Below are 22,894 nucleotides of genomic sequence, written 5' to 3' on the forward strand. Positions count from 1 at the left end.
TTATGATCACATGTAATACAGAGAACAAGTATTTAGAATTCCAGAATGAGAAAGAATCTAATGCAAAGTCTTATCCACGTCATTTCCCCTTAGCGATTGAGAAAGCTGAGGGCATGATGATAACGGATGTGGAAGGAAATGTTTTTTATGATTGTTTATGTGGTGCAGGAACACTTGCTATAGGGCACAATCATCCAGTGGTAATTCAAGCGATAGAAGATGTGTTAAAACAGCAAACACCGTTACACACGTTAGACTTAGCAACTCCTTTAAAAATCGAATTTATGCAAGAAATATTCTCTATATTACCTAAAGAGTTAAGGGATTCTACTAAAATACAATTTTGTGGTCCGACAGGTGCTGATGGGGTTGAGGCAGCGATTAAATTAGTGAAGAATGCGACGAAAGGGAAGTCTATCTTGGCGTTCCAAGGTGGTTATCATGGATCGACGCAAGCAACGATGTCAATGAGTGGTAATTTAAGCAAAAAACAACATTTGCAAAGTTTACTACCGGATGTTCATTTTTTACCTTTTCCTTATGAATATCGATGTCCATTTGGTATTGGCGAAGGGAAGACAGCTAAAATTAGTGCGCAATATATAGAGAATTTATTAGATGATTGTGAAAGTGGGATCGCTTCTCCTTGTGGCATGATTTTTGAAACAGTGCAAGGAGAAGGCGGCGCAATTCCAGCCGATATTGAATGGTTAAAAGAAATGCGGCGTGTTACGGCAGAGAGAGGGATCCCTTTAATTATAGACGAAGTTCAAACAGGAATTGGAAGAACAGGTGAAATGTTTTCTTTTGAACACGCAGGTATCGTTCCAGATGTCATTGTTTGTTCGAAAGCGATTGGTGGAGGCTTGCCAATGTCAATCATTATATATAAAGAAGAACTAGATCAATGGAATCCAGGTGCACATATCGGGACATTCCGAGGCAACCAATTAGGTATGGCTACTGGGTTAGCAACGTTAAAATATATGAAAGAAAACGATGTACTCGAAAATGTAAATGTACGCAGCAAGCAAGTTTTCGAACGATTGAATGAGTTACAAGAAAAATATGAAGAGATTGGGGATGTTCGCGGAAGAGGATTGATGATTGGGGTTGAAATTGTGAATCCAAAAGGCCGCAAAGATCGATTAGGACATTATCCACAATATGAAGAATTGGCATTGAAAATTCAAGAGAGATGTTTTCATAACGGTTTAATTATTGAAGTAGGAGGACGTTACTCAGCTGTGATGCGTTTCTTGCCGCCATTAACAATGACAGAAAATGAAACAGCAGAAGTCTTAACGATTTTTGAAAAATCGGTTGTTGAAGCGATTCAAATCATGAAGACAAATGATTAAGATAGCCAAATTGAAAAAGCATTCTGTATTATTTGCCATCTTGGTCGGTGCTTTTTCTTTAGTTTTGACGAATAGCGCTTTTAATATTTTATTACCGAGCTTCATTCAAATGTATGGTATATCCACTGCATTTGGCGGATGGATTATTACACTGTACCTTTTAGCGATGACGATCACCATGCCGTTGACTGCTAGTATTGTCGATCGTCTCGGTAAAAAGAAAACCTATATTTTAGGAATTAGTTTATATGGTCTGTTTTCTATGATCGGCGGTTTGTTTTATCAATATGTACAGATTATATTGTTAGTGCGCTTTATGCATGGTATTGCTGCTGGTTTGATGATTCCGCTGTCGTTAGTTTTGTTATTTGATATTTACAGTAAAGATGTACGTGGAAAAGTGACGGGGATATGGGGGATGTTATTAACGATTGCACCAGCTATTGGGCCAGCGTTTGGCGGTATCATGATTCAATTCGGTGAGCTAAAATATTTATTTTGGATAAATGTTCCGTTTGCGCTGCTTTCATTCATACTGTGTTGCAGGCAAATCAAACTCGATCAACCAGCACATAAAAAAACAATTCGTCTTAAAAGTATTTTATTAATGGTTTTAGGAATTGGTGGATTAAGTCTAGGCATTCAACTATATTCAAATCCTACTTTTCCAAGGTGGTTAATATGTGTATTGCTTTTTTTAGGACTAGTTATTTTGATTCGTTTTATTCAAAAAGAAAACAGACAAAAAGAACCGTTAATTCGTTGTAAGTTATTACGTAATCCAATATATTCCATTACAGTCATTATGTCTGCCATACAGGCATCCGTTATGTTTGGGGTTATCTTTGTTATTCCATTGATGTTACAGGAGGTGTTTCATTTATCCCCTTCTATAACGGGTGCCATGTTTATTCCGGCAGCCATTTGTACGAGTTTGTTTGTTTGGATCGGTGGAAACTTAATGGATTCGGGCAAATCGTTACATTTTATCGCTTATGGCATTGGTCTCATTGCCATTTCAGTATTGTTGTTTGCATTTGTTCCGAAAGAGACATCTTTACTGGTCATTGTCTTCTTAATGGCAGTAAGAGGAAGTGGTATTGGATTATCAAATATGACCGTAACCACCATTGGACTTAATTCATTAACAGATGATGATCTGCACGAAGGATCCGCCTTATCGAATACGATAAAACGTTTAGCCTCTTCCTTTGCAGTCATGTTATTGACCGGTTATTACGACATTCGTTGGCAAATGATTAGTCGAACAGGAGAGAGTGCTCAATACGCAAAATGGATGGCATTAAAAGAAGAGTGCATCATATTAGGATGTTTTATGTTAGTAACGCTACCGTTAGCATTGTTTTTAAATAGAAGAAAATTAGATGTGGGTGTTGAAAATGGCAAATAATAAACGATTGAACAGTCGAGAACGAGCAAATTTCCATACGTGTAAGACATTATTGAATTGTTATATTAGAGAGTTTTGTAGTAAAGACTCGAACTTATTTACGGTGAATCAAAATAAGAAGACGTATTCTCTTTATTTCCCGGCAAGTGATGCAACCATCTCAGGTGTTCTTTCGTTTTATTCAGAGATGGGTGAGCATGAATATGAATACTATGATGTAAATGATGATCGAGAGCTTCATTATGCTTATTTAGTTCAATTGATTGTGAAAGAGTTAAAGCATGATAATCCAACAATTACGGATAAACGATCGATTGATTTTTTAACTAAAGTGAATAATAGCTATCATAAATTAGCTTTATTTTTAAATCAGTCAGCTAATCAGCACAAATGGAATTATGTGACATCCGAACAATCTTTGGTATATGGGCATCCGTTTCACCCTTTTCCGAAAAATACCGAAGGATTTACAGAAGAGGAAGTGATACAGTTTTGTCCTGAGCTCCATACTTCTTTTCAGTTATGTTATTTAGCTGTTAGAAAAGATGTTTTTCAAGAAGAATGGGTATCAAAAGAAAGAAAAATAGAACTGCATGAAAGTGTGAAAGCGCATGTACAGCATGTGCTTAAAGGGAAAAGAGACGATTATAACATTTTGCCCATTCACCCATGGCAATATGAACATGTGAAAACGATGAAAGAAGTAAAGGATTATATCGATCAAGGGAAAATGATCCCACTCGGTCGCTTTGGTCCGGTGGCTTATCCGACATCTTCAGTGCGTACAGTATTTATTCCGGAGATGAACTGTAACATTAAGCTATCGTTAAACATTCAAATAACGAATATGATGAGAAACAATAATAGAGAACAAATGCGTAGAACGTTGGATGCGACGAATTATATATTGGAGAGAAACTGCTTCCAAAACGAAGTACACACAACGATCGCATATGAGGTAGGCGTATGTACTTGTCAATTTGCCGATGATGATATAACTAAATTATTTACAATCGTCTATCGTCCAATTGAATTTGATGAAACGTCAACGTATGTTTTGTCTAGTTTAGTGGAATCGCCTGTTGAAGGAGGTCCATCTCGATTAGGTTCGATGATTGATCATCGAACGATAGAGCAATGGTTCATCCGTTATTTAGAAATATCACTGTTGCCTATTGTTCGTTTAGCAGAAGAGAAAGGTATTCACTTTGAAGCCCATTTACAAAATTCTTTATTGACGATAAAAGATGGAATGCCTCATGTCTTTATTATTAGAGATTTAGAAGGTGTAAGCGTGAATAGAGAAAAGGTTGAAGAGGATGTTAATACGACAGGCCCTCTTTTCTATTCAAAAGAAGCGGCATGGGCACGCACTTCCTATTATTTTATTGTGAATCATTTAGGCTCTTTCATTCATGCAATTGCTAAAGATACAAAAGTAGACGAAAAATATTTTTGGGCTATTGTACGCCGTGTTCTCACGCAAGAATATGAAAACAATGAAAATGAATATGTACGTCATTTACTAACGACTCAGACATTTGCCGCTAAAAAAAATATGATGAGTTGTCTTATTGGACAAAGTGAGACGCCATCTTACATTCCAGTGAACAACGTAATGAAGAAATTAGGGAGTGAAATGTATGGAAATGCTAAATTACCAGTCTCAAGAAAAGTCATCATTCATGAATGAAGTACAAGAAAGAATAATGCGCCAAACGATAGAGGCATTCATATATGAAGAAATCATTGAAGTAATAAAAAACGGAAGAGAGTGGTTTTTTACAGGAAAAAGCGCTACAGGTGATGCCGTTTATTATTCATGCAAAGCAGATGCCAAATGGTCTTTCGGCAGAATAAAAATAGAAAAAAATTCGATAAAACGAGAAGGAGCGAGATGCACGAATCTCTATGAATTTCTGGAGGAAATCATTCAGAACAATCTGAAAGGTGACTATACGAATCAATTCATTCATGAATTATTGGAGACTTTTGTAAAGGATAGTCAGTCTAAGTCATTTCAATTGGACCAAATACCAGAACAAGATAAGCATTATGAAGCGTTGGAAAGTCATATGGTAGATGGTCATCCGTATCATCCGAGCTATAAATCAAGAATTGGTTTTTCTTTAGCAGATAACTTTGCCTATGGGCCAGAATTTAATCAAGACGTTTCGATCTACTGGGTGGCGGTTAATGAACAGCTAATCGATGTCAACGTTTCGCAAGAGATGTCAGTGGATGAAATAGTTAAGCATCATGTAACGAATGAAGATCACAACAAGTTTATGGAACTGATAAAAGAGAAAGGGTGTCAAGATACAAAATATGTTCTTTTACCGGTGCATCCTTGGCAATTAGAGCATCAGATTCAATCTGTCTTTGCTCAACAATTGAATGATAAAGATATTGTAATAGTAGGAGCATCTAATCATACGTATCGAGCGCAACAATCGATTCGTTCGTTATCTCATCGCGACAATACACATGCACCGTATATAAAATTGCCGTTAAGTATAACCAATACGTCAACGAGTCGTATTCTTGCTCATCACACTACTCAAAATGCACCACTCATAAGTGACTGGTTAAATAAAATTGTTCACCAAGACTCGTTCTTATCGAATGGAAAAATAAATGTGTTAAGAGAAGTGATGGGTGTGTCTTTTCGATACGATGAACTGCATCCTATTCAATATCGTTCGACTTATGGAACCCTTGGCGCCATATATAGAGAAAATGTTTCGACCTACCTTGAAGAGAATGAAGAAGCGTGGCCGCTAAATGCTCTATCTCACATTCAAAAAAACAGCGAATCTTTTATCCAGTCAGCGATTGATCAATATGGGATTGAGGCGTGGAGTGATGCATTGATTAACGTTGTCACGCTTCCAATTATCCATTTGCTGTATGCCCATGGAATCGCACTAGAATCTCATGCCCAAAATATTATTTTAGTCGTTGAAAACAAATTCCCAAAACGCATCATCATTAAAGATTTACATGATGGTGTTCGCTATACACCGGAACACCTTTTGAAACCGGATTGGGCACCGACATTACATCCGGAGCCAGAAAGTCACCGGAAAGTGAATCGATACTCGTTTATCCAAACGGAAGATGTTTCAGAAGTAAGAGACTACACATATGATGCTTTTTTCTTCATCTGTATGACAGACATTTGTTTCGCGCTTGAAAAATTGGGGTTGAGTGAACAAGAGTTTTGGCGTAAATGTGTAGAAACGATTGCGATGTATCAAAAGAGTTACCCGGAATTTAAAGAGCGATTTGACCTTTTTAATCTATTTTCTGAAGATGCCCTAATCGAAGAAATGACGAAGCGGCGTATTTACGGCGATGGTCAGTTGTACTTTCGCAAAGTGAAAAATCCTTTGTTGCAGGCAAAGGAGTCATTGGAATGAAAGTCAATAAGCTCAAAGAAAAAATAAATAGAAATCAATCTGTTTTTGGGATGTTTGTATCTATCCCGCATCCTATTATGATAGAGCTCATTGGCCATGCGGAATTTGATTTTGTCATTATTGATTATGAACATGCATCCACGAATATGGAAACGATTGAAGAGATGGTTCGCGCAGCAGAGTTAGTCAATATTACGCCACTTGTCAGAATATCGAAAGTGGATCGGAATGAAATATTGAAAGTGCTTGATTGTGGGGCTCAAGGTATTGTCATCCCCCATGTTCAGCATAAGGAACAAGTGGAAAAGGCCGTTCACTATGCTTACTATCACCCGATTGGTATGAGAAGTCTTAATAGCGGCAGTCCAGGTGTTTTTGCTAAATATTCTTTAAATGATTATATTGCGAAAGCAAATGAAGAAATAATGATTGTTCCGATGATAGAGAGTTTGGAAGGCATTCATGAAAGTGAATCAATTTTATCTTCACCCCATGTAAGTTTTGTTTTAGAAGGAGCGGCGGATCTGTCCCAGTCTTTGTCCGTACCATGGGAGACAGATCATCCAGAAGTTCAACGACATTTAGAAGAATTATATGAAGTATCAAAGCGATGTAAAGTGCCTTACGCCATTGTGTCTAGAAATCATCACAATCATAAAAAGTGGGCGGAAAAGGGGACTAAGATTTTTGTGTTAGGGGACGAAAGAGGGACAGCATTTCGTGCCTATATGGAAAAATTAGTGGACTATCGAAATATAACTGGAGGACTGTATGAATCGTTATATAAAGAAAATAATACATGAAGTACATGAGCAAAGTACAGATCCGATATGCGCTTATATTTATGACTTAGAAGGCATTCAACAACACGTACGCAATATGGTAAAAACAATGCCGAAGCAAACGAACTTATTTTATGCGATTAAAGCAAATCCAGATAAGAGAATTATTCAGGCATTGTTACCGTACGTGAAAGGATTTGAAGTGGCATCAATAGGCGAATTGAAAAAAGTAAGAGACGTTTCCAAAAGCGTACCTATTTTGTTTGGAGGACCAGGCAAGAAAGATTATGAACTTGAAATGGCTATGAAAGAAAACATCTCTTATATTCATGTAGAAAGTCTTTTGGAATTAAGGAAATTAATCATGTTGGCGAAAAAACGGGATAAGCATATACACGTTTTATTACGTATGAATGTAAGAACAAAAACATTACCTAAAACGAACATTTCAATGGGGGGACGTCCAAGCCAATTTGGCATCGATGAACAGTTAATGGAAGAGGCCCTCTCTATTTTGAAAGAGAGAGAAAATACGCATGTTCATTTAAAAGGTTTTCACTTCCACTCATTATCCAATAACATGCAAGCAGCGTTACATGTAGAAATGATCCATCATTATCTTCAAAAAGTAGAACAGTGGAAGCATGCATATGGATTAAATATTAACGTCATTAATGCTGGAGGTGGTTTTGGCGTCTCTTATGATGAAACACCTGGATTTGACTGGCCGCTTTTTACGTCGTTATTAGCACAAAGTGAAGCCGTGCAAAACTTAGGTGATACACAACTATTCTTTGAACCAGGGCGATTTATCGTTGCTGACTTTGGTTATTACGTGACAGAAGTAATAGATATCAAAATGTCAGTAGATCGCTGCTTTGCTGTCATAAGAGGCGGCACGCACCATAATCGATTACCCGCTTCTTGGGGTCATAATCATCCATTTTCCGTTGTACCACTAGCAAGGTGGCCTTATCCGTTTCAAAGGCCCGAAATAAACAATTCGAACGTAACGATAGTAGGTGAGTTATGCACACCAAAGGACAGGCTTTATGAAGATGCCGATGTGAAAAGGATGCGTGTTGGAGATGCCATTGTATTTGAGAAATCAGGTGCTTATTGTTGGACCATTTCTCATCATGACTTTTTAGGTCATCCACATCCGGATTTTTACTATATAACAGAAGGGAATCAGTATGAATAAAACAATCACTCAAACAAAAAATGCGACGGCTGAACAACTTATTATGACAGACGTAATGAATGCATTCATTGCAGAGCAGTTTTTTCACATTGATGAACAGACAACAAACATGCTTTCAAATGCGCCGGATACGATTCAAAAACTATATCACAAAAGTAAACAATCATTGATTTATATGGATGCATTATGTTTTCTTGTGAAAAAAAGTTATAGACAGGGCTATCAATGGGTGTCTGGTTCATCCATTTATAAGAAGGAGGATCGTAGTTGGGTGGAAATAAGTTCGCCTGTAGAACTTAGTCAATTTATCTTGCATCATACGCTTTCTAAAGAAGCCTATGAACATCCAGGTGTGGCGGATTTCTTAGAAGGATTAAATGTATCCATTCAGCAATTGAATCTTAGTATAAAACAGATGGAAGAGAACTCATTTAGTGCACCTAAGTCCCCTTATGACTGGTTTGTGAAAGGCGAGATGATTGCCTCTTTACGAGACCGGCCCTTTCATCCTTTGTCGAAAGCGAAAATAGGTTTTACATCACAAGATTATCAAAACTATATGGCTGAATTTGGTAAGCAGACGACTTTATGTTGGGTAGCTATATGTAATGATTCAATCGTAAAAGGGTGCCCAGAAAATGAAGTGGAAAGTTTTGATGTGCTGAATGAGGAGCAGAAAGCGATCATCGCAAATGAGTTAATACGGAAAGAAATAAAGAAAGAAAACTATACGATTATACCCGTTCATCCATGGCAAATGACCAATATGATCTTACCAAATTTCAAAAAAGAATTAGCGGATCAAACAATCATCATTTTAGATTCAAAAGTAGGCGATTTTTTGGCGACATCTTCTGTACGTTCATTACTATCCCCTCAAGCATCAACGAAAATGTTAAAGTTACCGATTAGTGTTACATCTTTAGGTGCTGCCAGATATTTGCCAGTCGTTAAATTATTAAACGGGATAGCCGGAGAGCAAATGTTTCGCCAAGCAATAGCGTGCGATAAGACGCTTGCTGATAGAGTATTCTTATGTGAAGAAAAACATTGGTGGGGCTATATGCCAGAGACTTTGGGCCTTTTTGATGATCATCCTCGTCATTTGGCCGCCCAAGTGAGAGTGTATCCACAAGAAATTATGAAAAAAGAGTATAAAATCATCCCCATGGCTTCTTTAGGTGTTGTGATGCAAGATCGTCATTTTTTAACGGAAATCATAGGAGAAAATTTATCAAATGAAGATGTCCTCCACTTTTATACGGATTTAGCCGCTGCGTTTTATGATATTACGATGAGGTTATTTAAAGTCGGGATTGTACCAGAAATACATGGTCAAAATTGTTGTGTCGTACTGAAGCATAAGAAAATAGTTGGATTATTATTTAGAGATCATGATTCCGTGCGTCTGCATCAACCGTATTTAGATAAACATCAAATTAAAGATCCGGCCTACCATATTAGACCAGGTTATTCCAATAGTTTATACAATGAAACGATTGAAAAGTTAATTTACTACGTTCAATCTCTTGGAACACAAGTAAATTTGGCTGCCATTATGGAATCGTTATCGAGTGTGTATACTATTCCAGAAAAAAGACTTTGGCAAATTACTGAAGCGAAATTAAGAGAATCGTTACAAACAATCGATATTCCAGAAGCGGATAGAGAAACCCTTCACTATGAACTATTTGAAAATAAAGAGTGGCCAGTGAAGTTAATCATTCGTCCATTACTAGAAGCGGATGGTGTACCAGGAGCAATGCCATCTGGAAAAGGCGTTGGACACAATCCGTTTTATTTACAAGAATAAGGAGGCTTCTATGTTAACGGTTAACGATAGAATAGAAAAATACTCAACCGATGAAATAGAGAAATTTAAAATGGTTAGTACGTCTACGATCGGTCACTTTACTGATTTTGGTTTTTTGGCGAACTATGAATGTACGATCCCGGTAACGAAAGTGTCTGGAGAAGTGACAACAGTCAAATTATCTAGTGGAGATGGTTACCCGTTAAATACTGCGCTTCAACAAGCTAAAAAAGGAGATATTTTAGTTATTGATACGTCAGGAAATAAAACACATGCTTGTTGGGGAGAATTTAGGGCGAGGAAAGCAGAAGAAATGGGCCTATCTGCCGTTATAGTAAATGGAGCCGTAACAGATATTTCCTATTTGAGAACGAGTCGTGTACCTGTGTTTTATGAGTCGATATCTCCAAAAACGACAAGAGTATTAAAGTTGGAGGGAGAAGTGAACACGGCAGTAAGTGTGGGGAACGTCGTTTTTGAATCAGGTGATTATGTCATTGCGGATCAAGATGGAATTTTCAAAATTAACCAATTAAACTATAAAACGTTAATAGAGTTGGCGATTGAGAAAGAAAAAAAAGAAAAATTAAAAAGAATGGAAAATAATGCTGTACATTGTGAAAAAAAATAGTATCATATAAATGAAAATGATTATCAATACCAAGTGGAAAGGGAGTGTACATATGTTGCGCAGTAATAAGTTATTTTCGATTATGTTTTGTGTGATGGCACTGATGCTGCTTATAGCAGGGTGCAGCAACAGTAATGAAGAAAAAACGACTACGAAGGAGAAGAACGCGTCGTCACCTCAAGAGGAGCGTGTAGTTAAGCATGCTGGAGGGGAGACAACGATTAAAGGTACGCCTGAAAGAATCGTCACGTTATATCAAGGCGCGAATGATACGGCTGTGGCACTTGGCGTGAAGCCTGTTGGGATCGTTGAGTCTTGGGATCAACAACCGATTTATGAATATTTAAGATCTGATTTAGAGGGTGCAACCGTTGTAGGACAAGAGTTACAGCCTAATTTAGAAGAAATTTCTAAATTGAAGCCAGATTTAATTATAGCTTCTAAATATCGTCATGAAGAAATTTATCCGCAATTATCTAAAATTGCACCAACGATTATGGACGATACCGTTTATGAATGGAAAGATACGTTGCATTTAATGGCGGATGCACTAAATAAACAAGACAAAGAAACGGAATTATTGGCCGAGTGGGATGGACGCGTAGAAGATTTCAAATCACAAATGGGTGATGCTTTACCGATTAAAGCGGCTATTACAAACTTCCGCTCGGATCATATGCGTGTTTATTACAATAGTTATGCAGGATCTATTTTGAAAGAATTAGGATTTGAAGGACTTGAACGACCTGCCGGTACTGAGGGTGAAGATTGGGGAGAAAAGATTACGACGAAGGAACGTATTCCAGATTTGAACGCCGATACGATCTTTAACTTCAATGCCTCAAAAGATTCTGAACTCGTTGAGAAAAACTACGAGGAGTGGACCAATCATCCGCTTTGGCAAGAGCTTGATGCAGTGAAAAATGATAAGGTTTACCAAGTTGATGAAGTGTACTGGAGTGCAGGGGCTGGTTATCAATCCGCGAACTTAATGCTCGATAGTTTATATGACATTTATGAATTGAAAAAATAAGTGAAAAGCTTATGACAATCGTGAACCTGCTGATGAAATGAACGATCCTTGTTCATCATTGAAGCAGGTTCTCTTTTACTGTTGGACGAAATCAAAATATGAATGGTGATTAAATGGTACAACTTATAAAGCAAGATAAGGGGAAGATAGTTGGCTTATGTTTGTTAATCGTTTTATTAATGGTTTGTATGTTATCCAGTTTGATGTTCGGGATTACGCATTATACGTTGGCTGATATTTATAGCATGGTCACGTCGTTTAATACACAAGATATAACGCATATCATACTTTGGAAAGAACGTTTTCCACGGATGGTGATTGCGGTCGTTACGGGAGCATCACTTGCCGTTGCTGGTGTCATTAGTCAGCTGTTGACACGTAATCCGTTAGGTTCTCCTAGCGTGTTAGGGATTAATTCCGGTTCGATTTTCTTTATTGTTGTCTTCGTTGTTTTATTTAACGTGTCAGATTTAAACATTCTTGTTTATTTTGCTTTTTTAGGAGCGCTAGTGGCGGCTATTTTAGTTTATTTGCTCGGTTCTTTACATTATTCAGGGACGACTTCTGTGAAAATCATTTTAGCTGGGATTGCTGTGAATGCGATGTTTGTCTCCTTTACGCAAATTATTTTGTTAATGAATCAAAAAGGGATGAGTGACGTTTTATTTTGGATGGCAGGGACGATTAGCGGCCGGACTTTAAACATGATTTTAGCCGTTTTGCCGTTCTTACTTATATCGCTCATTGCGACATGTTTTTTAGGACGGTCGATGAACATTTATGCATCTGGCGAAAGTATTGCCAAAGGGTTAGGACAAAACGTGATGTTGCTGAAATTGACGCTGCTTGTTTTAATGGTTGTGCTTGCGGGCGGTTCATTAGCAGTCATAGGGAACGTTGCATTTGTCGGTTTGATCATTCCGCATGTAGCGAAATCGCTTGTCGGGAATGCTTATGTTTGGTTGACGCCTTATTCTATTTTATTAGGAAGTATCTTTTTACTAATTGCAGATATTAGTACGCGGTTGATTCATCCGCCTGCGGAAATTCCTTTAGGTGTAATTACTGCATTTATCGGAGCACCGTTCTTTATTTATGTCGCTTTTAAAGGAGGGCGTGCACGTGGCTAATCGATGGATCGTTCGGTCGAAAAAGGGGAAACTATCGTTTTATGTATTACAGAAAGAGGTTTATAAAACGATCGCGGTGTTGGGTAGTTTATTGTTCGTCGTTTTGTTAGGGTTGATGGTTGGAATCGATATTATACCACTTCATGAAGTGATCAATTATACATTTCATTTAGCACCGATTGAGAATGAATTTGCGCTAGGGGAATTAAGGATGCCACGTGTTTTGTCGGGGATGATTGTCGGCGCCTCACTTGCTGTAGCTGGTTTAATTGTACAAGGGATTATTCGAAATCCGCTTGCTTCACCAGACGTCATTGGTGTCACAGGCGGTGCTTCTGTAAGTGCCGTTTTATTTTTAACGTACTTTAGTGACACACTAGGTGTTCAGTGGACACCAATCTTTGCTATTATCGGTGCCATTATTACGTTCTTTATTCTTTATCTTTTTTCCCTGCATCCGACGATTACTGCAAATCGGCTTGTTTTAATTGGCATCGGTTTAGCATCACTTGCGAGTGCGCTCGTCACCTATATTCTCGTTATGTCTGCTTCATTCACATCTGAACGCGCCTATTTATGGCTGACAGGAAGTTTATATGGTGCTAATTGGCTGCAAACCATATCCATCTTTGTGTCGTTTACTATTTTATTTATAGTGATTATGTGGTCGAAGCGGAAGTTTGAATTGTACAGCTATGGTGACTCAGTTGCCGAACAGTTAGGGTTAAATTTGAAACGATTTAGAATTGTATTTTTGTTCTTTAGTGCCATGCTCTGTGGATTATCGGTTTCAGTAGCTGGAGGAATCGGCTTTATTGGCTTGCTGACGCCGCATATTTCAAGAAGAATTGTGCGTCACCATACATCACTCTTATTCATTACGACAGCTGGCATCGGTGCGATATTAGTTGTACTTGCAGACTGGATCGCGCGCATTGCCTTCCAACCGTTAGATATTCCAGCAGGTGTTTTTACATCAGGAATCGGCGCACCATTTTTTCTTTATTTACTGATTAAAAATCGAAATTCATTTTAAGGATGATATAAATGAGCAGTATTGTGATGAACGAACTGAAAACGTTTGATATACATATGGAACATGAGAAGCTCACGGAAATTGAGATAACAGACTTATTAAATGAAGAAAAATGTTTATCATTTCTACGAAAGCAAATGATCGAGATAAAAGCACCGAGTTTATCCGTCACAGCTTCCATGCTTTCGAAAAGATATGCTTATCTCGTCGTGTCTTCCACTTTATACAGTATGGTCGAATTCAACTGTGCCCTTCATTTGCCGGTAAAAGCGTGTGCATTAAGTAAAGAACGTACATTATGTATTCAAGCAGGCATGTGCAAATGGCAGGAAGTAAAGAGCATGGAGAGGGAAAAATGGCGTGAGAACGTGCTACATACCCTTTTTTCGTCTCATATTACGCCAGTTTTAAACATATTGAAAAAAACATCCCGCGTTCCATCGTCCATATTGTGGGAAAACGTAGCCATTCGAATTAACTCTATTTACCGGAAAACATTAGCGAAAGAAATGGATCCAGTTAAAATTGAACGGTTAAACAGCGACTTTCATTTTTTGAAAAATGCGAGTGGAGATCTGTTTAATTTAAAAGAAAACCCGATTAAACAGTATTTAAAAATAGGAGAAGAACTTATCGTAAATCCATGCCGAAAAACGTGCTGCTTGTACTATAAATTAGAAAAAGATGTTGAAGGAATCGGTTATTGTAGCAATTGCCCCATTAAAAGTAAGCAAATAAAAGCGAGGGATTTATACAATGAACGAGATTAAAATAAATGTGAAAGATATAACACTAGCATATGGCAAAACGACAATAATTGATTCATTAAATGTAGCCATACCTAAAGGGAAAATCACCGTACTCATCGGTCGAAATGGGTGTGGGAAATCAACTTTGTTACACGCCATTGCCCGTTTACTAAAACCACAAACGGGCAGCGTCATTCTTGATGACCAAGACATTTTGAAAATGAAGTCAAAAGAAGTCGCTAAAAAGTTAGCCATTTTACCACAGTCACCAATCGCCCCAGAAGGCGTAACGGTAGAACAATTAGTGAAACAAGGCAGATATCCGTATCAAGGTACATTCAAACAATGGACAAATGAAGATGAAAACGCTGTTCATCATGCTTTAACAGTAACGAGTATGGAAGAATTGCAAGATCGATACGTTCATGAATTATCTGGTGGACAGCGCCAACGAGCTTGGATAGCCCTGAATCTTGCGCAAAATACGGATACTATTTTATTAGATGAACCAACAACGTATTTAGACTTAACCCACCAAATCGAAATTTTAGACTTGCTCTATGATTTGAATAGAGAAGAGAATAGAACAATTGTCATGGTTTTACACGATATTAATTTAGCTTGTCGCTATGCAGATCACCTCGTAGCGATAAAAGATCAAAAAGTGTTTATTCAGGGTGCTCCCGAAGATATGATAACGAGCGAAAACATAGAACGTATTTACGGATTAAAATGCCGCATCGATATAGATCGTCAATTCGGTACGCCGATATGTTTCCCAGACGGAAAAGGAAGAAAAATAAATAACAGATGAAAATAATGGATGAACGGGATTTTAATAGAATCATAATTTGGTAAAAAATTCATCTTATATTACAAATATTATTGGATTTGTCATTATAACGTAAAACAAATTAATGTTTCATTTTGGTAGAATCAGAATAATAAGGGAAACAAAGAGATTAATAGAAAAAAAGAATCCGGGAGGTTTATGGTGAATAGTTGCAGAAAAATAATCATTTCAATTATGGCAGCAATGATGTTTTTAACCTTTTCTCCGATAGCATCTTTTAAAACAGAAGCTGCATCAATCGGAGAATCGATCGTCACCTATGGAGAAAAATTCATGGGCGTCCCATATGTTTTTGGCGGGACGACACCAAATGGATTTGATTGTTCCGGATTCGTACAGTATATTTACAAACATGCAGCAGGTATTTCACTGCCACGTACAACAGACGAACAATATAATGTTGGAACTTCAGTAGCAAAAAGTGATTTACAACCAGGAGATCTTGTTTTCTACGCAAATACATATCGCAAAGGTATTTCACATGTTGGAGTGTATGCCGGTGGAAACATGGTATTAAACGCAACATCAAGCAAGGGAATTGATCTTGTTTCACTGAATCATCCGTACTGGGGTCCGAAATACGCAGGCGCGAAACGCGTTTCGGATGAAGCACAGACACCAGATTGGTTTACAGATATCGATAAATCTTCATCTACATACACAGCTATTAAAACATTGTCAGATCAAGAAGTGATTACAGGATTTGAAGATTATACATTCCGTCCAAATGAAAAAGTAACACGTGGACAAGCAGCAGCAATTATTAACCGTGTTTTGAACATCGAACCGAAAGTAATGAGCCATTTTACAGATGTACCAAAATCAAACCGTTTCGCTTACGATATCGCAGCGATGCGTGAAGCAGGGATCATCACGGGATTTGCAGACAAAACATTCCGTCCTGAAGCAGAAATGACACGAAACGAAATGGCCCTCATCATCAAGCGTTCATTTGACCTCAACATGTCACAAACAGCTGCAGCAAGTGTCAGTTACTCAGATATCGATGCGAGTCACTGGGCTTTTGAAGGCATTGTGGCAATGGCTATGATCGATAAAACAGGTATTTTCGCAGGTGATAAGTTCTATGGAACGCATCATGCGACACGGGAAACATTTACTGTCGCGATTTATAACGCAATGAATGCAAAATAAGAAAGAAAACGAGAGGTCGTCCTAAAAAATTAGTGAATAACTGGTTTTGGGACGGCTCTTTTTTTGTACCTCTAAATAAAATTTTACTTTAATTACAGTAATAAAGAATAGTCAAAACTATTTATTCGTGATTTAATGAATATATCTATTGATGAATAAATTTACAACTATGAGAGTTTTGACTAAAAGGAGAGGGAGAAAATTGGTTTATAACAGTAAATTAACAGACGACGATTCCATACAATGGTTTTCTAATGAAAAAGATGAGATAAGACTTTTAATTGATAAAAGCGGACGAATAAAATATATAAACCCTGTTATGGAGACTGTTTCACAGCATATTGTTGTAGATATAATAGACCAGAATTTACTTGAATTTATTCATCCAAATGACAAAGAAAAGACGATAGCAAACCTCTTTTATTTACAACCCCCTCATAGCTTTACCCCCTTCATAATGCGCTTTCTTCGTAAAGATGGTTCGTACTGTAAACTATACTTTGCTTCGGCAGAACTGTCTGAAAGAGGATGGATTCAAGCAATTGTATATAATAAAGACAGGGAAAAAGAAAAACATCTTAAAAACGATTCTATTATTAACGTAAATCATCCTTTGTTTACGATGTCAGACAGTTCTGCTGCGATTATAAGTTTAGACGGTCGGGTGATGGCTGCGAATCAAGCGTTCGAGAAACTGTACGGATGGACATTAAAAGAGATAAGTGATCAATTCCTTCCAATTGTTCCGGAGCATCTTGTAGATGAATTTAATGAATTAAAAGAACGGGTGACAAATGGAGGAAATGTTGCCCATTATCCGACATTCCGATTGAAAAAAGATGGTAGACTCTTGCCAGTCGCACTCTCCCTATCTGCGGTGAAAGATGATACAGGTAAAATTAAAGCATTATCGTCCGTCACACATGATCGGACGGAGTATTTGGAGACACAAAAGATAATTGAAAAACAAAAAGAATTGCTGATAACAAGGGAAAAAGTGATGAGCTACATTACGGAAAACATTAAAGAAGTTATTTGTCTATATGATATTAGTAATAGGAAGCTTCTTTACAAGAGCCCTTCTTATGATAGTTTTTGGGGAGTCAGCGACGAAGAGCTACTTAAAGATCCAATGCAGTGGCTCGAGAATCTTCATCATGAGGATCGAGATAAATTGATTGAATTTCACAGGGCGACGGATAACAGTCCGAAAGAATTAGAGTATGAAGTCAAAGGAGACACAGAAGAAGAAACACGCTGGATCTGGTCAAAAATAACACCGATTTTGGATGAAACAGGGACGGTCATCCATCACATGTGTATATCACAGGATATGACAGATATAAAAAAAAGAGATAACATGTTAAAAAAACGGGATGAATTAGGAATCATCGGGCAGCTGGCAGCCGGCATTGCCCATGAAATTAGAAATCCACTAACAGCCGTAAAAGGATTTATACAGCTTCTTAATGAAGAAACGAATAATGCTTACAGCGATGTGATCTTGTCTGAACTTGAACGAATCGAATTTATTATGAATGAATTTCTCATGCTGGCAAAGCCGGAGCAGGAAGCGATCATGAAAAAGCAATATATAAATGATTTGTTAAAAGAGATGATTGCATTTATGACACCAGAAGCGTTGTTGAATCAAGTGGAAATTAAAATGGAATTGGATCAAGGGCAGCCAATCGTTTATTGTGAACCGAAACAGATTAAACAAGTGATCATGAATCTTGTGAAAAATGCCATTGAAGCGATGCCTTCTGGCGGAGAAGTTCGAGTCACAACAAGAAGAGAAGATGGATGGATAGCTATTGATATAAAGGATCAAGGAATAGGGATACCAAAAGACAAACAAGTTTACCTCTTTGAACCATTTTATTCGGACAAGGAACGCGGGACAGGTCTCGGTTTAATGGTAAGCAAAAAAATTATCGAGCAGCATAAAGGAAAGATTCGAATTTTCAGTAAAGAGGGGTCAGGCACATTAGTACAAGTTCTTATGCCTATAGAAAATAAGGATTTATATCATTAAAAAATAGGTGTCCGGTATAAAAAACAATCTCATCATTAAATTGGTTTAATGATGAGATTGTTTTTGTTGAGCGATCAAAAGATGGATGATTAACGGCTCATCTCTGCCGAGTTTTCCATATGTATGGTGGAGTCGACTGTCAGCATTAAGCCTCTTCTTTTTATTTCTATTTCAAGCAGATGAATAAAATCTTTGTCTAACTTTAGTGTTAGTGCGTCTTTGTGTGCGATCAACAATTGTTCATCTGATAGATATAGCTTCTTCATATACCCAACTGTCACTTTTGAAGGTAAAAACATCCAAAATCTGTCTAATCTCTCTATTCCAACATCGCCCCGCTTCAACACCCATACCTCCAATTTATGAGGCGGCCCAGCCATCATAGTCATTTGACCTTAGACCTGTAACTTTGCGTCCTAACCTTTCGATTAGTTTGCCTTTATCTGAATTATTTATTATCAACACAATAATACCACACGATCAATTAAATGAATATGAAAAATGATCACTTGAAATGCTCTCTTGATCGAACGGATGAAACCCCAAAAGTTCTCTATATTCGACGTAATAATTTTATTTATTTTACAATATTTTCATAATAGGTGCGTTATAATAATATAAAGCGCTTTCATAAAAGGGGGAAGATCATATGATGAATTATGCAGTAGGTTTAACATGTTCTACTTGTGGGAAAAAGATATTAGAAAAAGATTTAATCGCATGGACTGAAAAAAACAATGTTGTGCACCTCATTTGTGATACTGTTCAAATAAGTGAAGGGGTAAGATTTATGGGGCGGGCAGAAGAGTTGAACGAACAATTTTTGTGAATGTTTTTATACCTTCGACAAACCTGCTTTTTACAATTCCAGATAGAAGCGGGTTTGTCTTTGCTCCTTTTCTTCCTACATATGTTAGTGAATCAATTTCAGGTGATTTGAATTCTTACGTACACGTAGAAAAAAATTACAGTATAAATAGTAATAATTGGTTCTTTTTTAGGTAACTTTTTGCTATATTTATACTAAAGAAGGTGATGTACTTGCTATCGGAAGTCGGAGGAACGAATATAGATTTTCGCCAATTAATTGATTATTCATTTAATTCGATTTTAATTGTTGAACAAGAAGGAAAAATTATTTATTGTAATAAAGCCTTTGTTGAATTACTCGATTTTTTTTCATCTAATGAAGTGATACAGAAAAATTTATTTGCGTTTGTTTCCCCGGAGTTCCATGTTTTGTGTAAGCAACAATTGAAAAACGTGATTGAGAAACAAGAAATAGCGGGACGAGGGGAGAAAAAGATGATTAGGCGTGATGGGGCGCTTATTGATGTAGAATTAATGGTAGTTCCTTTTAATATGGAAGGAAAAGTTTTAGCTCAACTCATTATTCAAGATATATCTTCCCGTAAAGCAGCAGAAAAGCGATTAACTGATCAAGAACAATTAGCATCTATCGGTCAAATCGCAGCAGGTATTGCGCATGAAGTGAAAAATCCATTGACAGCGGTCAAAGGGTTTTTACAGCTATATCAAGAAGGCCATTCACATCCGTATTTAACGACAATGAATGCGGAGTTAGATAAAGCATTGGATACCTTAAAAAATTTATTACAAGTATCCAAACCCGATCTACAGGATGAACCATTTGTCCAAATCAATATATGCAAAGAAATACAGTCAATCCTATTTTTATTCCAGGACAGATTGTATAGCGTAGAAGTAGAGATAGATTTAAAAGATTCCGAGAAAACAATAAAAGGAAAGAAAAACTTATTCATTAAAGCATTTTACAACTTAATGACAAATGCACTGGATGCGATTGAAGGCGAAGGGAACATTAAAATTGAACATTATTATAAAGATGGCTGCAACCATATCATTATAAGTGATACGGGAATAGGGATACCAGAAGAAAAAATCCATATACTTGGTACACCATTTTTCACGAGTAAAAGTGAAGGAACCGGTTTGGGACTGACGCAAGTCTTTACAACGGTACAAGAGCATGGAGGAAACATTGCTGTTCAAAGTGTCCTTGGGGAAGGAACAACTTTTCATATACAAATTCCTATTACTTGAAAGAAAACCGGTTGAACCGGCAATGAAGAAAGATTTAAGCAGACACGAATCAATATACATAAAGTACAACATTTATTAAATCAATACTTTGTGGACAAAATAAAAAATGCGTTTTCTGATCAAGTTTTGAAATGGAAACGTGTTTTTTTATCGAATAGTAACTTGCAATAAATAGTTCCTTGCAATAAATAGTACCAAGTAGTATATTATTTTCAACCGGTATTTTTTATAATTCAGTACTGTATAATATATAGTACTGAGAAGGAATGAGGGATGTAACTTTGAATGTACAATTTAAAAAAGGTGTGTTAGAACTATGCGTTCTCGTATTACTAGATAAGCAAGATCGGTACGGATATGAACTTGTTCAAAAAATATCTGAACAAATTGCCATATCGGAAGGCTCTGTCTACCCATTGCTAAGACGTTTAACGAAAGAAGAATATTTTACAACCTATTTACAGGAATCATCGGAAGGTCCATCACGTAAGTATTACAAGTTAACGGACAAAGGGAGAATGTATCTTCGCGAGCTTACCCGGGAATGGAAGGAATTTTCAAACGGTGTTAATCAATTAATAAAAGAAGGTGTCAGTGATGAATAAAAAACAATTCTTGAATAGTTTAGACGAATCTTTACAAAAACTTTCTTCAGATGAACGGCAAGATATTTTACAGGACTTTGAAGAACATTTTGCTAATGGAATAGCAGAAGGAAAAAGCGAAGAACACATTTCAGCTTCTCTCGGTTCACCCAATCACATTGCAAAAGAACTACTTGCCTCTTATCTCCTTGAAAAAGCAGAAAAAACGGAAACGACGGGAAATATTATTCGTGCGATGTGGGCAGTGATTGGATTAGGGTTTTTTAACGTAGTCATCGTGCTAGGACCATTTATCGCAATTGCAGCATTGGTTTTTGCCGGGTGGGCGTCAAGTATTGCGTTTATTGCTTCTCCTTTGCTTGTATTTATGAATGTCATTTTAAATCCAGATACATTTATTCTATTTGATTTGTTCTTCTCGATGCTGCTTTGTGGACTGGGCTTGTTTATTGCCGTAGGCATGTTTTTTATTACGAAGGCACTCATACATGGATTTGTCCGCTATTTAAAATTCAACACGAAAATGGTTAAAGGTGGATTAAAACATGTTTAATATGAAAAAAATATCACTCATCGCACTCATTCTTTTACTCATGGGCGCCGCGGGAAGTTTCATTACATTTAAAAAGATGAATCACTCTGTTTCTGTGTTGGAAGAAAAAGGAATAACCGATCAAAACATTACACATTTGAGCGTGACGACAGACAACGCCGCTATTGAAATCATCCCCACAAATAAACAAGAAACAACAGTAGAGGTGTCAGGAACAGCGAAGAAAAGCTCGGCATATACGTTCTTGGCTGACGTAGAAGGAACGACACTTTCGGTCCAGTTAAAAGAGCGACAGACAAAACTTTATAACTTTGATTTTATATCAACGTCATTATCATTGAAAGTATATGTACCTGAAAAAGTGTATGATTCACTCAGAATTTCCAGTGATAATGGACGTGTTAAAGCGGCGAATTTACGTGTGAAAGAAGTGAAAGTAAAAGTAAGCAATGGGCGTGTAGAACTGCGAGATATTACGGGCTCTACTATCACTACTGAAACAGACAATGGGCGTATTCAAGCAGAAAATCTTGATGTAAAACAAGTGAAAGCAACGACAAGTAATGGACGCATTGATCTGAAAAATGTATATTCTTCAGCTGTTTCAGTTAAAGCAGATAACGGAAAAATCATATTGGACGATGTGAACGGTAAGGTTTTAGGAAAAGTAAAAAATGGAATGATCTCTCTTATGACGAATCATTTAGATCGCCCTATTGAATTTGAATCTGATAACGGTAATATTAAGATTCAAACGGAAAAAGAGCCGACAAATACGACATTTGATGTGAGTGTTGATAATGGAAAAATCGATCTTTTAGACGGGTACAAACCGAATGAAATAATAGGGGATGGGGATCACTTCATTAAATTAACAACGGCGAATGGGAAAATTTCTATAACGAAGCAAAAAACAATAAATAAATAACACTCATTATTAGAATAGCTGGAATAAAGCGGTCTGCATCGTGCAGATCGCTTTATTCTATTCATAAGAAAAAGAGAAGCGGTAAAAGTGAATCCTTTGTGAAGA

At 37.1% G+C, this 22,894-nt stretch carries 21 protein-coding genes and 1 riboswitch; of the genes, 20 read left to right on the forward strand and 1 reads right to left on the reverse strand.

Features of this window, described 5'->3' with window-relative positions:
* The first annotated feature begins 2 nt into the window (after window positions 1-2).
* The 15 genes from AWH49_RS09485 to AWH49_RS09555 all read left to right on the forward strand — a co-directional run bounded on the left by AWH49_RS09485 (window position 3) and on the right by AWH49_RS09555 (window position 18,618).
* Window positions 3-1,361 (forward strand): diaminobutyrate--2-oxoglutarate transaminase, encoded by a 1,359-nt coding sequence (locus tag AWH49_RS09485; protein ID WP_063965498.1) that lies wholly within the window; start codon window positions 3-5, stop codon window positions 1,359-1,361.
* Window positions 1,354-2,772, forward strand: a complete 1,419-nt coding sequence (locus AWH49_RS09490; RefSeq protein WP_063965499.1) for an MFS transporter — start codon at window positions 1,354-1,356, stop codon at window positions 2,770-2,772. The genes AWH49_RS09485 and AWH49_RS09490 overlap by 8 nt, the downstream gene beginning before the upstream one ends.
* The gene (locus tag AWH49_RS09495) at window positions 2,762-4,465 is read left to right on the forward strand and encodes an IucA/IucC family protein (protein WP_244886796.1); all 1,704 of its coding nucleotides are present in this window, start codon (window positions 2,762-2,764) and stop codon (window positions 4,463-4,465) included. Before AWH49_RS09490 ends, AWH49_RS09495 begins: the two co-directional genes overlap by 11 nt.
* On the forward strand, window positions 4,416-6,194 hold the full coding sequence (locus AWH49_RS09500; RefSeq protein ID WP_063965500.1) for an IucA/IucC family protein: 1,779 nt from the start codon (window positions 4,416-4,418) through the stop codon (window positions 6,192-6,194). The genes AWH49_RS09495 and AWH49_RS09500 overlap by 50 nt, the downstream gene beginning before the upstream one ends.
* Window positions 6,191-6,997 carry an HpcH/HpaI aldolase family protein gene (locus tag AWH49_RS09505; RefSeq protein WP_063965501.1) on the forward strand — a complete coding sequence of 269 codons (807 nt, stop codon included), beginning with the start codon at window positions 6,191-6,193 and terminating at the stop codon, window positions 6,995-6,997. The genes AWH49_RS09500 and AWH49_RS09505 overlap by 4 nt, the downstream gene beginning before the upstream one ends.
* Entirely contained in the window at window positions 6,966-8,180 is a 1,215-nt protein-coding gene (locus tag AWH49_RS09510; RefSeq protein ID WP_063965502.1) for a type III PLP-dependent enzyme, read from the forward strand. The genes AWH49_RS09505 and AWH49_RS09510 overlap by 32 nt, the downstream gene beginning before the upstream one ends.
* Window positions 8,173-9,993 carry an IucA/IucC family protein gene (locus AWH49_RS09515; protein ID WP_063965503.1) on the forward strand — a complete coding sequence of 607 codons (1,821 nt, stop codon included), beginning with the start codon at window positions 8,173-8,175 and terminating at the stop codon, window positions 9,991-9,993. Before AWH49_RS09510 ends, AWH49_RS09515 begins: the two co-directional genes overlap by 8 nt.
* Before the next feature lie 10 nt (window positions 9,994-10,003).
* Window positions 10,004-10,624, forward strand: a complete 621-nt coding sequence (locus AWH49_RS09520) for an RraA family protein (RefSeq protein ID WP_063965504.1) — start codon at window positions 10,004-10,006, stop codon at window positions 10,622-10,624.
* A 52-nt stretch (window positions 10,625-10,676) separates the two neighbouring features.
* Complete coding sequence (locus AWH49_RS09525) at window positions 10,677-11,657, forward strand: ABC transporter substrate-binding protein (RefSeq protein WP_063965505.1); 981 nt, start codon at window positions 10,677-10,679, stop codon at window positions 11,655-11,657.
* 113 nt (window positions 11,658-11,770) lie between these two features.
* Complete coding sequence (locus tag AWH49_RS09530) at window positions 11,771-12,787, forward strand: FecCD family ABC transporter permease (RefSeq protein WP_063965506.1); 1,017 nt, start codon at window positions 11,771-11,773, stop codon at window positions 12,785-12,787.
* Window positions 12,780-13,823, forward strand: coding sequence for a FecCD family ABC transporter permease (locus AWH49_RS09535; protein ID WP_157723701.1), 1,044 nt, complete (start codon window positions 12,780-12,782; stop codon window positions 13,821-13,823). The genes AWH49_RS09530 and AWH49_RS09535 overlap by 8 nt, the downstream gene beginning before the upstream one ends.
* Before the next feature lie 11 nt (window positions 13,824-13,834).
* Complete coding sequence (locus AWH49_RS09540; RefSeq protein ID WP_063965508.1) at window positions 13,835-14,593, forward strand: IucA/IucC family C-terminal-domain containing protein; 759 nt, start codon at window positions 13,835-13,837, stop codon at window positions 14,591-14,593.
* Window positions 14,580-15,386 carry an ABC transporter ATP-binding protein gene (locus AWH49_RS09545; protein WP_063965509.1) on the forward strand — a complete coding sequence of 269 codons (807 nt, stop codon included), beginning with the start codon at window positions 14,580-14,582 and terminating at the stop codon, window positions 15,384-15,386. Before AWH49_RS09540 ends, AWH49_RS09545 begins: the two co-directional genes overlap by 14 nt.
* Before the next feature lie 177 nt (window positions 15,387-15,563).
* Window positions 15,564-16,580, forward strand: coding sequence for a C40 family peptidase (locus tag AWH49_RS09550; protein ID WP_063965510.1), 1,017 nt, complete (start codon window positions 15,564-15,566; stop codon window positions 16,578-16,580).
* A 202-nt stretch (window positions 16,581-16,782) separates the two neighbouring features.
* Window positions 16,783-18,618 (forward strand): PAS domain-containing sensor histidine kinase, encoded by a 1,836-nt coding sequence (locus AWH49_RS09555; protein WP_063965511.1) that lies wholly within the window; start codon window positions 16,783-16,785, stop codon window positions 18,616-18,618.
* 89 nt (window positions 18,619-18,707) lie between these two features.
* Here AWH49_RS09555 and AWH49_RS19155 read toward each other — a convergent pair whose 3' ends face one another.
* Window positions 18,708-18,962 (reverse strand): sporulation histidine kinase inhibitor Sda, encoded by a 255-nt coding sequence (locus AWH49_RS19155; protein ID WP_034287062.1) that lies wholly within the window; start codon window positions 18,960-18,962, stop codon window positions 18,708-18,710.
* A gap of 19 nt (window positions 18,963-18,981) precedes the next feature.
* Window positions 18,982-19,066: riboswitch (cyclic di-GMP riboswitch) on the reverse strand.
* Between the two features lie 201 nt (window positions 19,067-19,267).
* On the opposite strand from AWH49_RS19155, the gene AWH49_RS09560 reads away from it, so the two are divergent.
* From AWH49_RS09560 to AWH49_RS09580, 5 genes are all read left to right on the forward strand, one after another.
* Window positions 19,268-19,447: a hypothetical protein gene (locus AWH49_RS09560; RefSeq protein WP_034287059.1), complete on the forward strand. Its 180-nt coding sequence runs from the start codon at window positions 19,268-19,270 to the stop codon at window positions 19,445-19,447.
* 206 nt (window positions 19,448-19,653) lie between these two features.
* Window positions 19,654-20,703: a two-component system sensor histidine kinase NtrB gene (locus tag AWH49_RS09565; protein ID WP_034287058.1), complete on the forward strand. Its 1,050-nt coding sequence runs from the start codon at window positions 19,654-19,656 to the stop codon at window positions 20,701-20,703.
* 281 nt (window positions 20,704-20,984) lie between these two features.
* Window positions 20,985-21,308 carry a PadR family transcriptional regulator gene (locus AWH49_RS09570; RefSeq protein ID WP_018393530.1) on the forward strand — a complete coding sequence of 108 codons (324 nt, stop codon included), beginning with the start codon at window positions 20,985-20,987 and terminating at the stop codon, window positions 21,306-21,308.
* On the forward strand, window positions 21,301-21,861 hold the full coding sequence (locus tag AWH49_RS09575; protein WP_063965512.1) for an HAAS signaling domain-containing protein: 561 nt from the start codon (window positions 21,301-21,303) through the stop codon (window positions 21,859-21,861). The genes AWH49_RS09570 and AWH49_RS09575 overlap by 8 nt, the downstream gene beginning before the upstream one ends.
* Window positions 21,854-22,789, forward strand: coding sequence for a DUF4097 family beta strand repeat-containing protein (locus tag AWH49_RS09580; RefSeq protein WP_063965513.1), 936 nt, complete (start codon window positions 21,854-21,856; stop codon window positions 22,787-22,789). The genes AWH49_RS09575 and AWH49_RS09580 overlap by 8 nt, the downstream gene beginning before the upstream one ends.
* The last annotated feature ends 105 nt before the right edge of the window (window positions 22,790-22,894 follow it).

Source organism: Domibacillus aminovorans, from assembly GCF_001643235.1.
Lineage (GTDB): Bacteria > Bacillota > Bacilli > Bacillales > Domibacillaceae > Domibacillus > Domibacillus aminovorans.

Bases quoted from the DNA above. Each gene is read 5' to 3' on its own strand.
- AWH49_RS09485 (WP_063965498.1), top strand. From the start codon at position 3: ATGATCACATGTAATACAGAGAACAAGTATTTAGAATTCCAGAATGAG.
- AWH49_RS09490 (WP_063965499.1), top strand. From the start codon at position 1,354: ATGATTAAGATAGCCAAATTGAAAAAGCATTCTGTATTATTTGCCATC.
- AWH49_RS09495 (WP_244886796.1), top strand. From the start codon at position 2,762: ATGGCAAATAATAAACGATTGAACAGTCGAGAACGAGCAAATTTCCAT.
- AWH49_RS09500 (WP_063965500.1), top strand. From the start codon at position 4,416: ATGGAAATGCTAAATTACCAGTCTCAAGAAAAGTCATCATTCATGAAT.
- AWH49_RS09505 (WP_063965501.1), top strand. From the start codon at position 6,191: ATGAAAGTCAATAAGCTCAAAGAAAAAATAAATAGAAATCAATCTGTT.
- AWH49_RS09510 (WP_063965502.1), top strand. From the start codon at position 6,966: ATGAATCGTTATATAAAGAAAATAATACATGAAGTACATGAGCAAAGT.
- AWH49_RS09515 (WP_063965503.1), top strand. From the start codon at position 8,173: ATGAATAAAACAATCACTCAAACAAAAAATGCGACGGCTGAACAACTT.
- AWH49_RS09520 (WP_063965504.1), top strand. From the start codon at position 10,004: ATGTTAACGGTTAACGATAGAATAGAAAAATACTCAACCGATGAAATA.
- AWH49_RS09525 (WP_063965505.1), top strand. From the start codon at position 10,677: ATGTTGCGCAGTAATAAGTTATTTTCGATTATGTTTTGTGTGATGGCA.
- AWH49_RS09530 (WP_063965506.1), top strand. From the start codon at position 11,771: ATGGTACAACTTATAAAGCAAGATAAGGGGAAGATAGTTGGCTTATGT.
- AWH49_RS09540 (WP_063965508.1), top strand. From the start codon at position 13,835: ATGAGCAGTATTGTGATGAACGAACTGAAAACGTTTGATATACATATG.
- AWH49_RS09545 (WP_063965509.1), top strand. From the start codon at position 14,580: ATGAACGAGATTAAAATAAATGTGAAAGATATAACACTAGCATATGGC.
- AWH49_RS09550 (WP_063965510.1), top strand. From the start codon at position 15,564: ATGGTGAATAGTTGCAGAAAAATAATCATTTCAATTATGGCAGCAATG.
- AWH49_RS09560 (WP_034287059.1), top strand. From the start codon at position 19,268: ATGATGAATTATGCAGTAGGTTTAACATGTTCTACTTGTGGGAAAAAG.
- AWH49_RS09565 (WP_034287058.1), top strand. From the start codon at position 19,654: ATGTACTTGCTATCGGAAGTCGGAGGAACGAATATAGATTTTCGCCAA.
- AWH49_RS09575 (WP_063965512.1), top strand. From the start codon at position 21,301: ATGAATAAAAAACAATTCTTGAATAGTTTAGACGAATCTTTACAAAAA.
- AWH49_RS09580 (WP_063965513.1), top strand. From the start codon at position 21,854: ATGTTTAATATGAAAAAAATATCACTCATCGCACTCATTCTTTTACTC.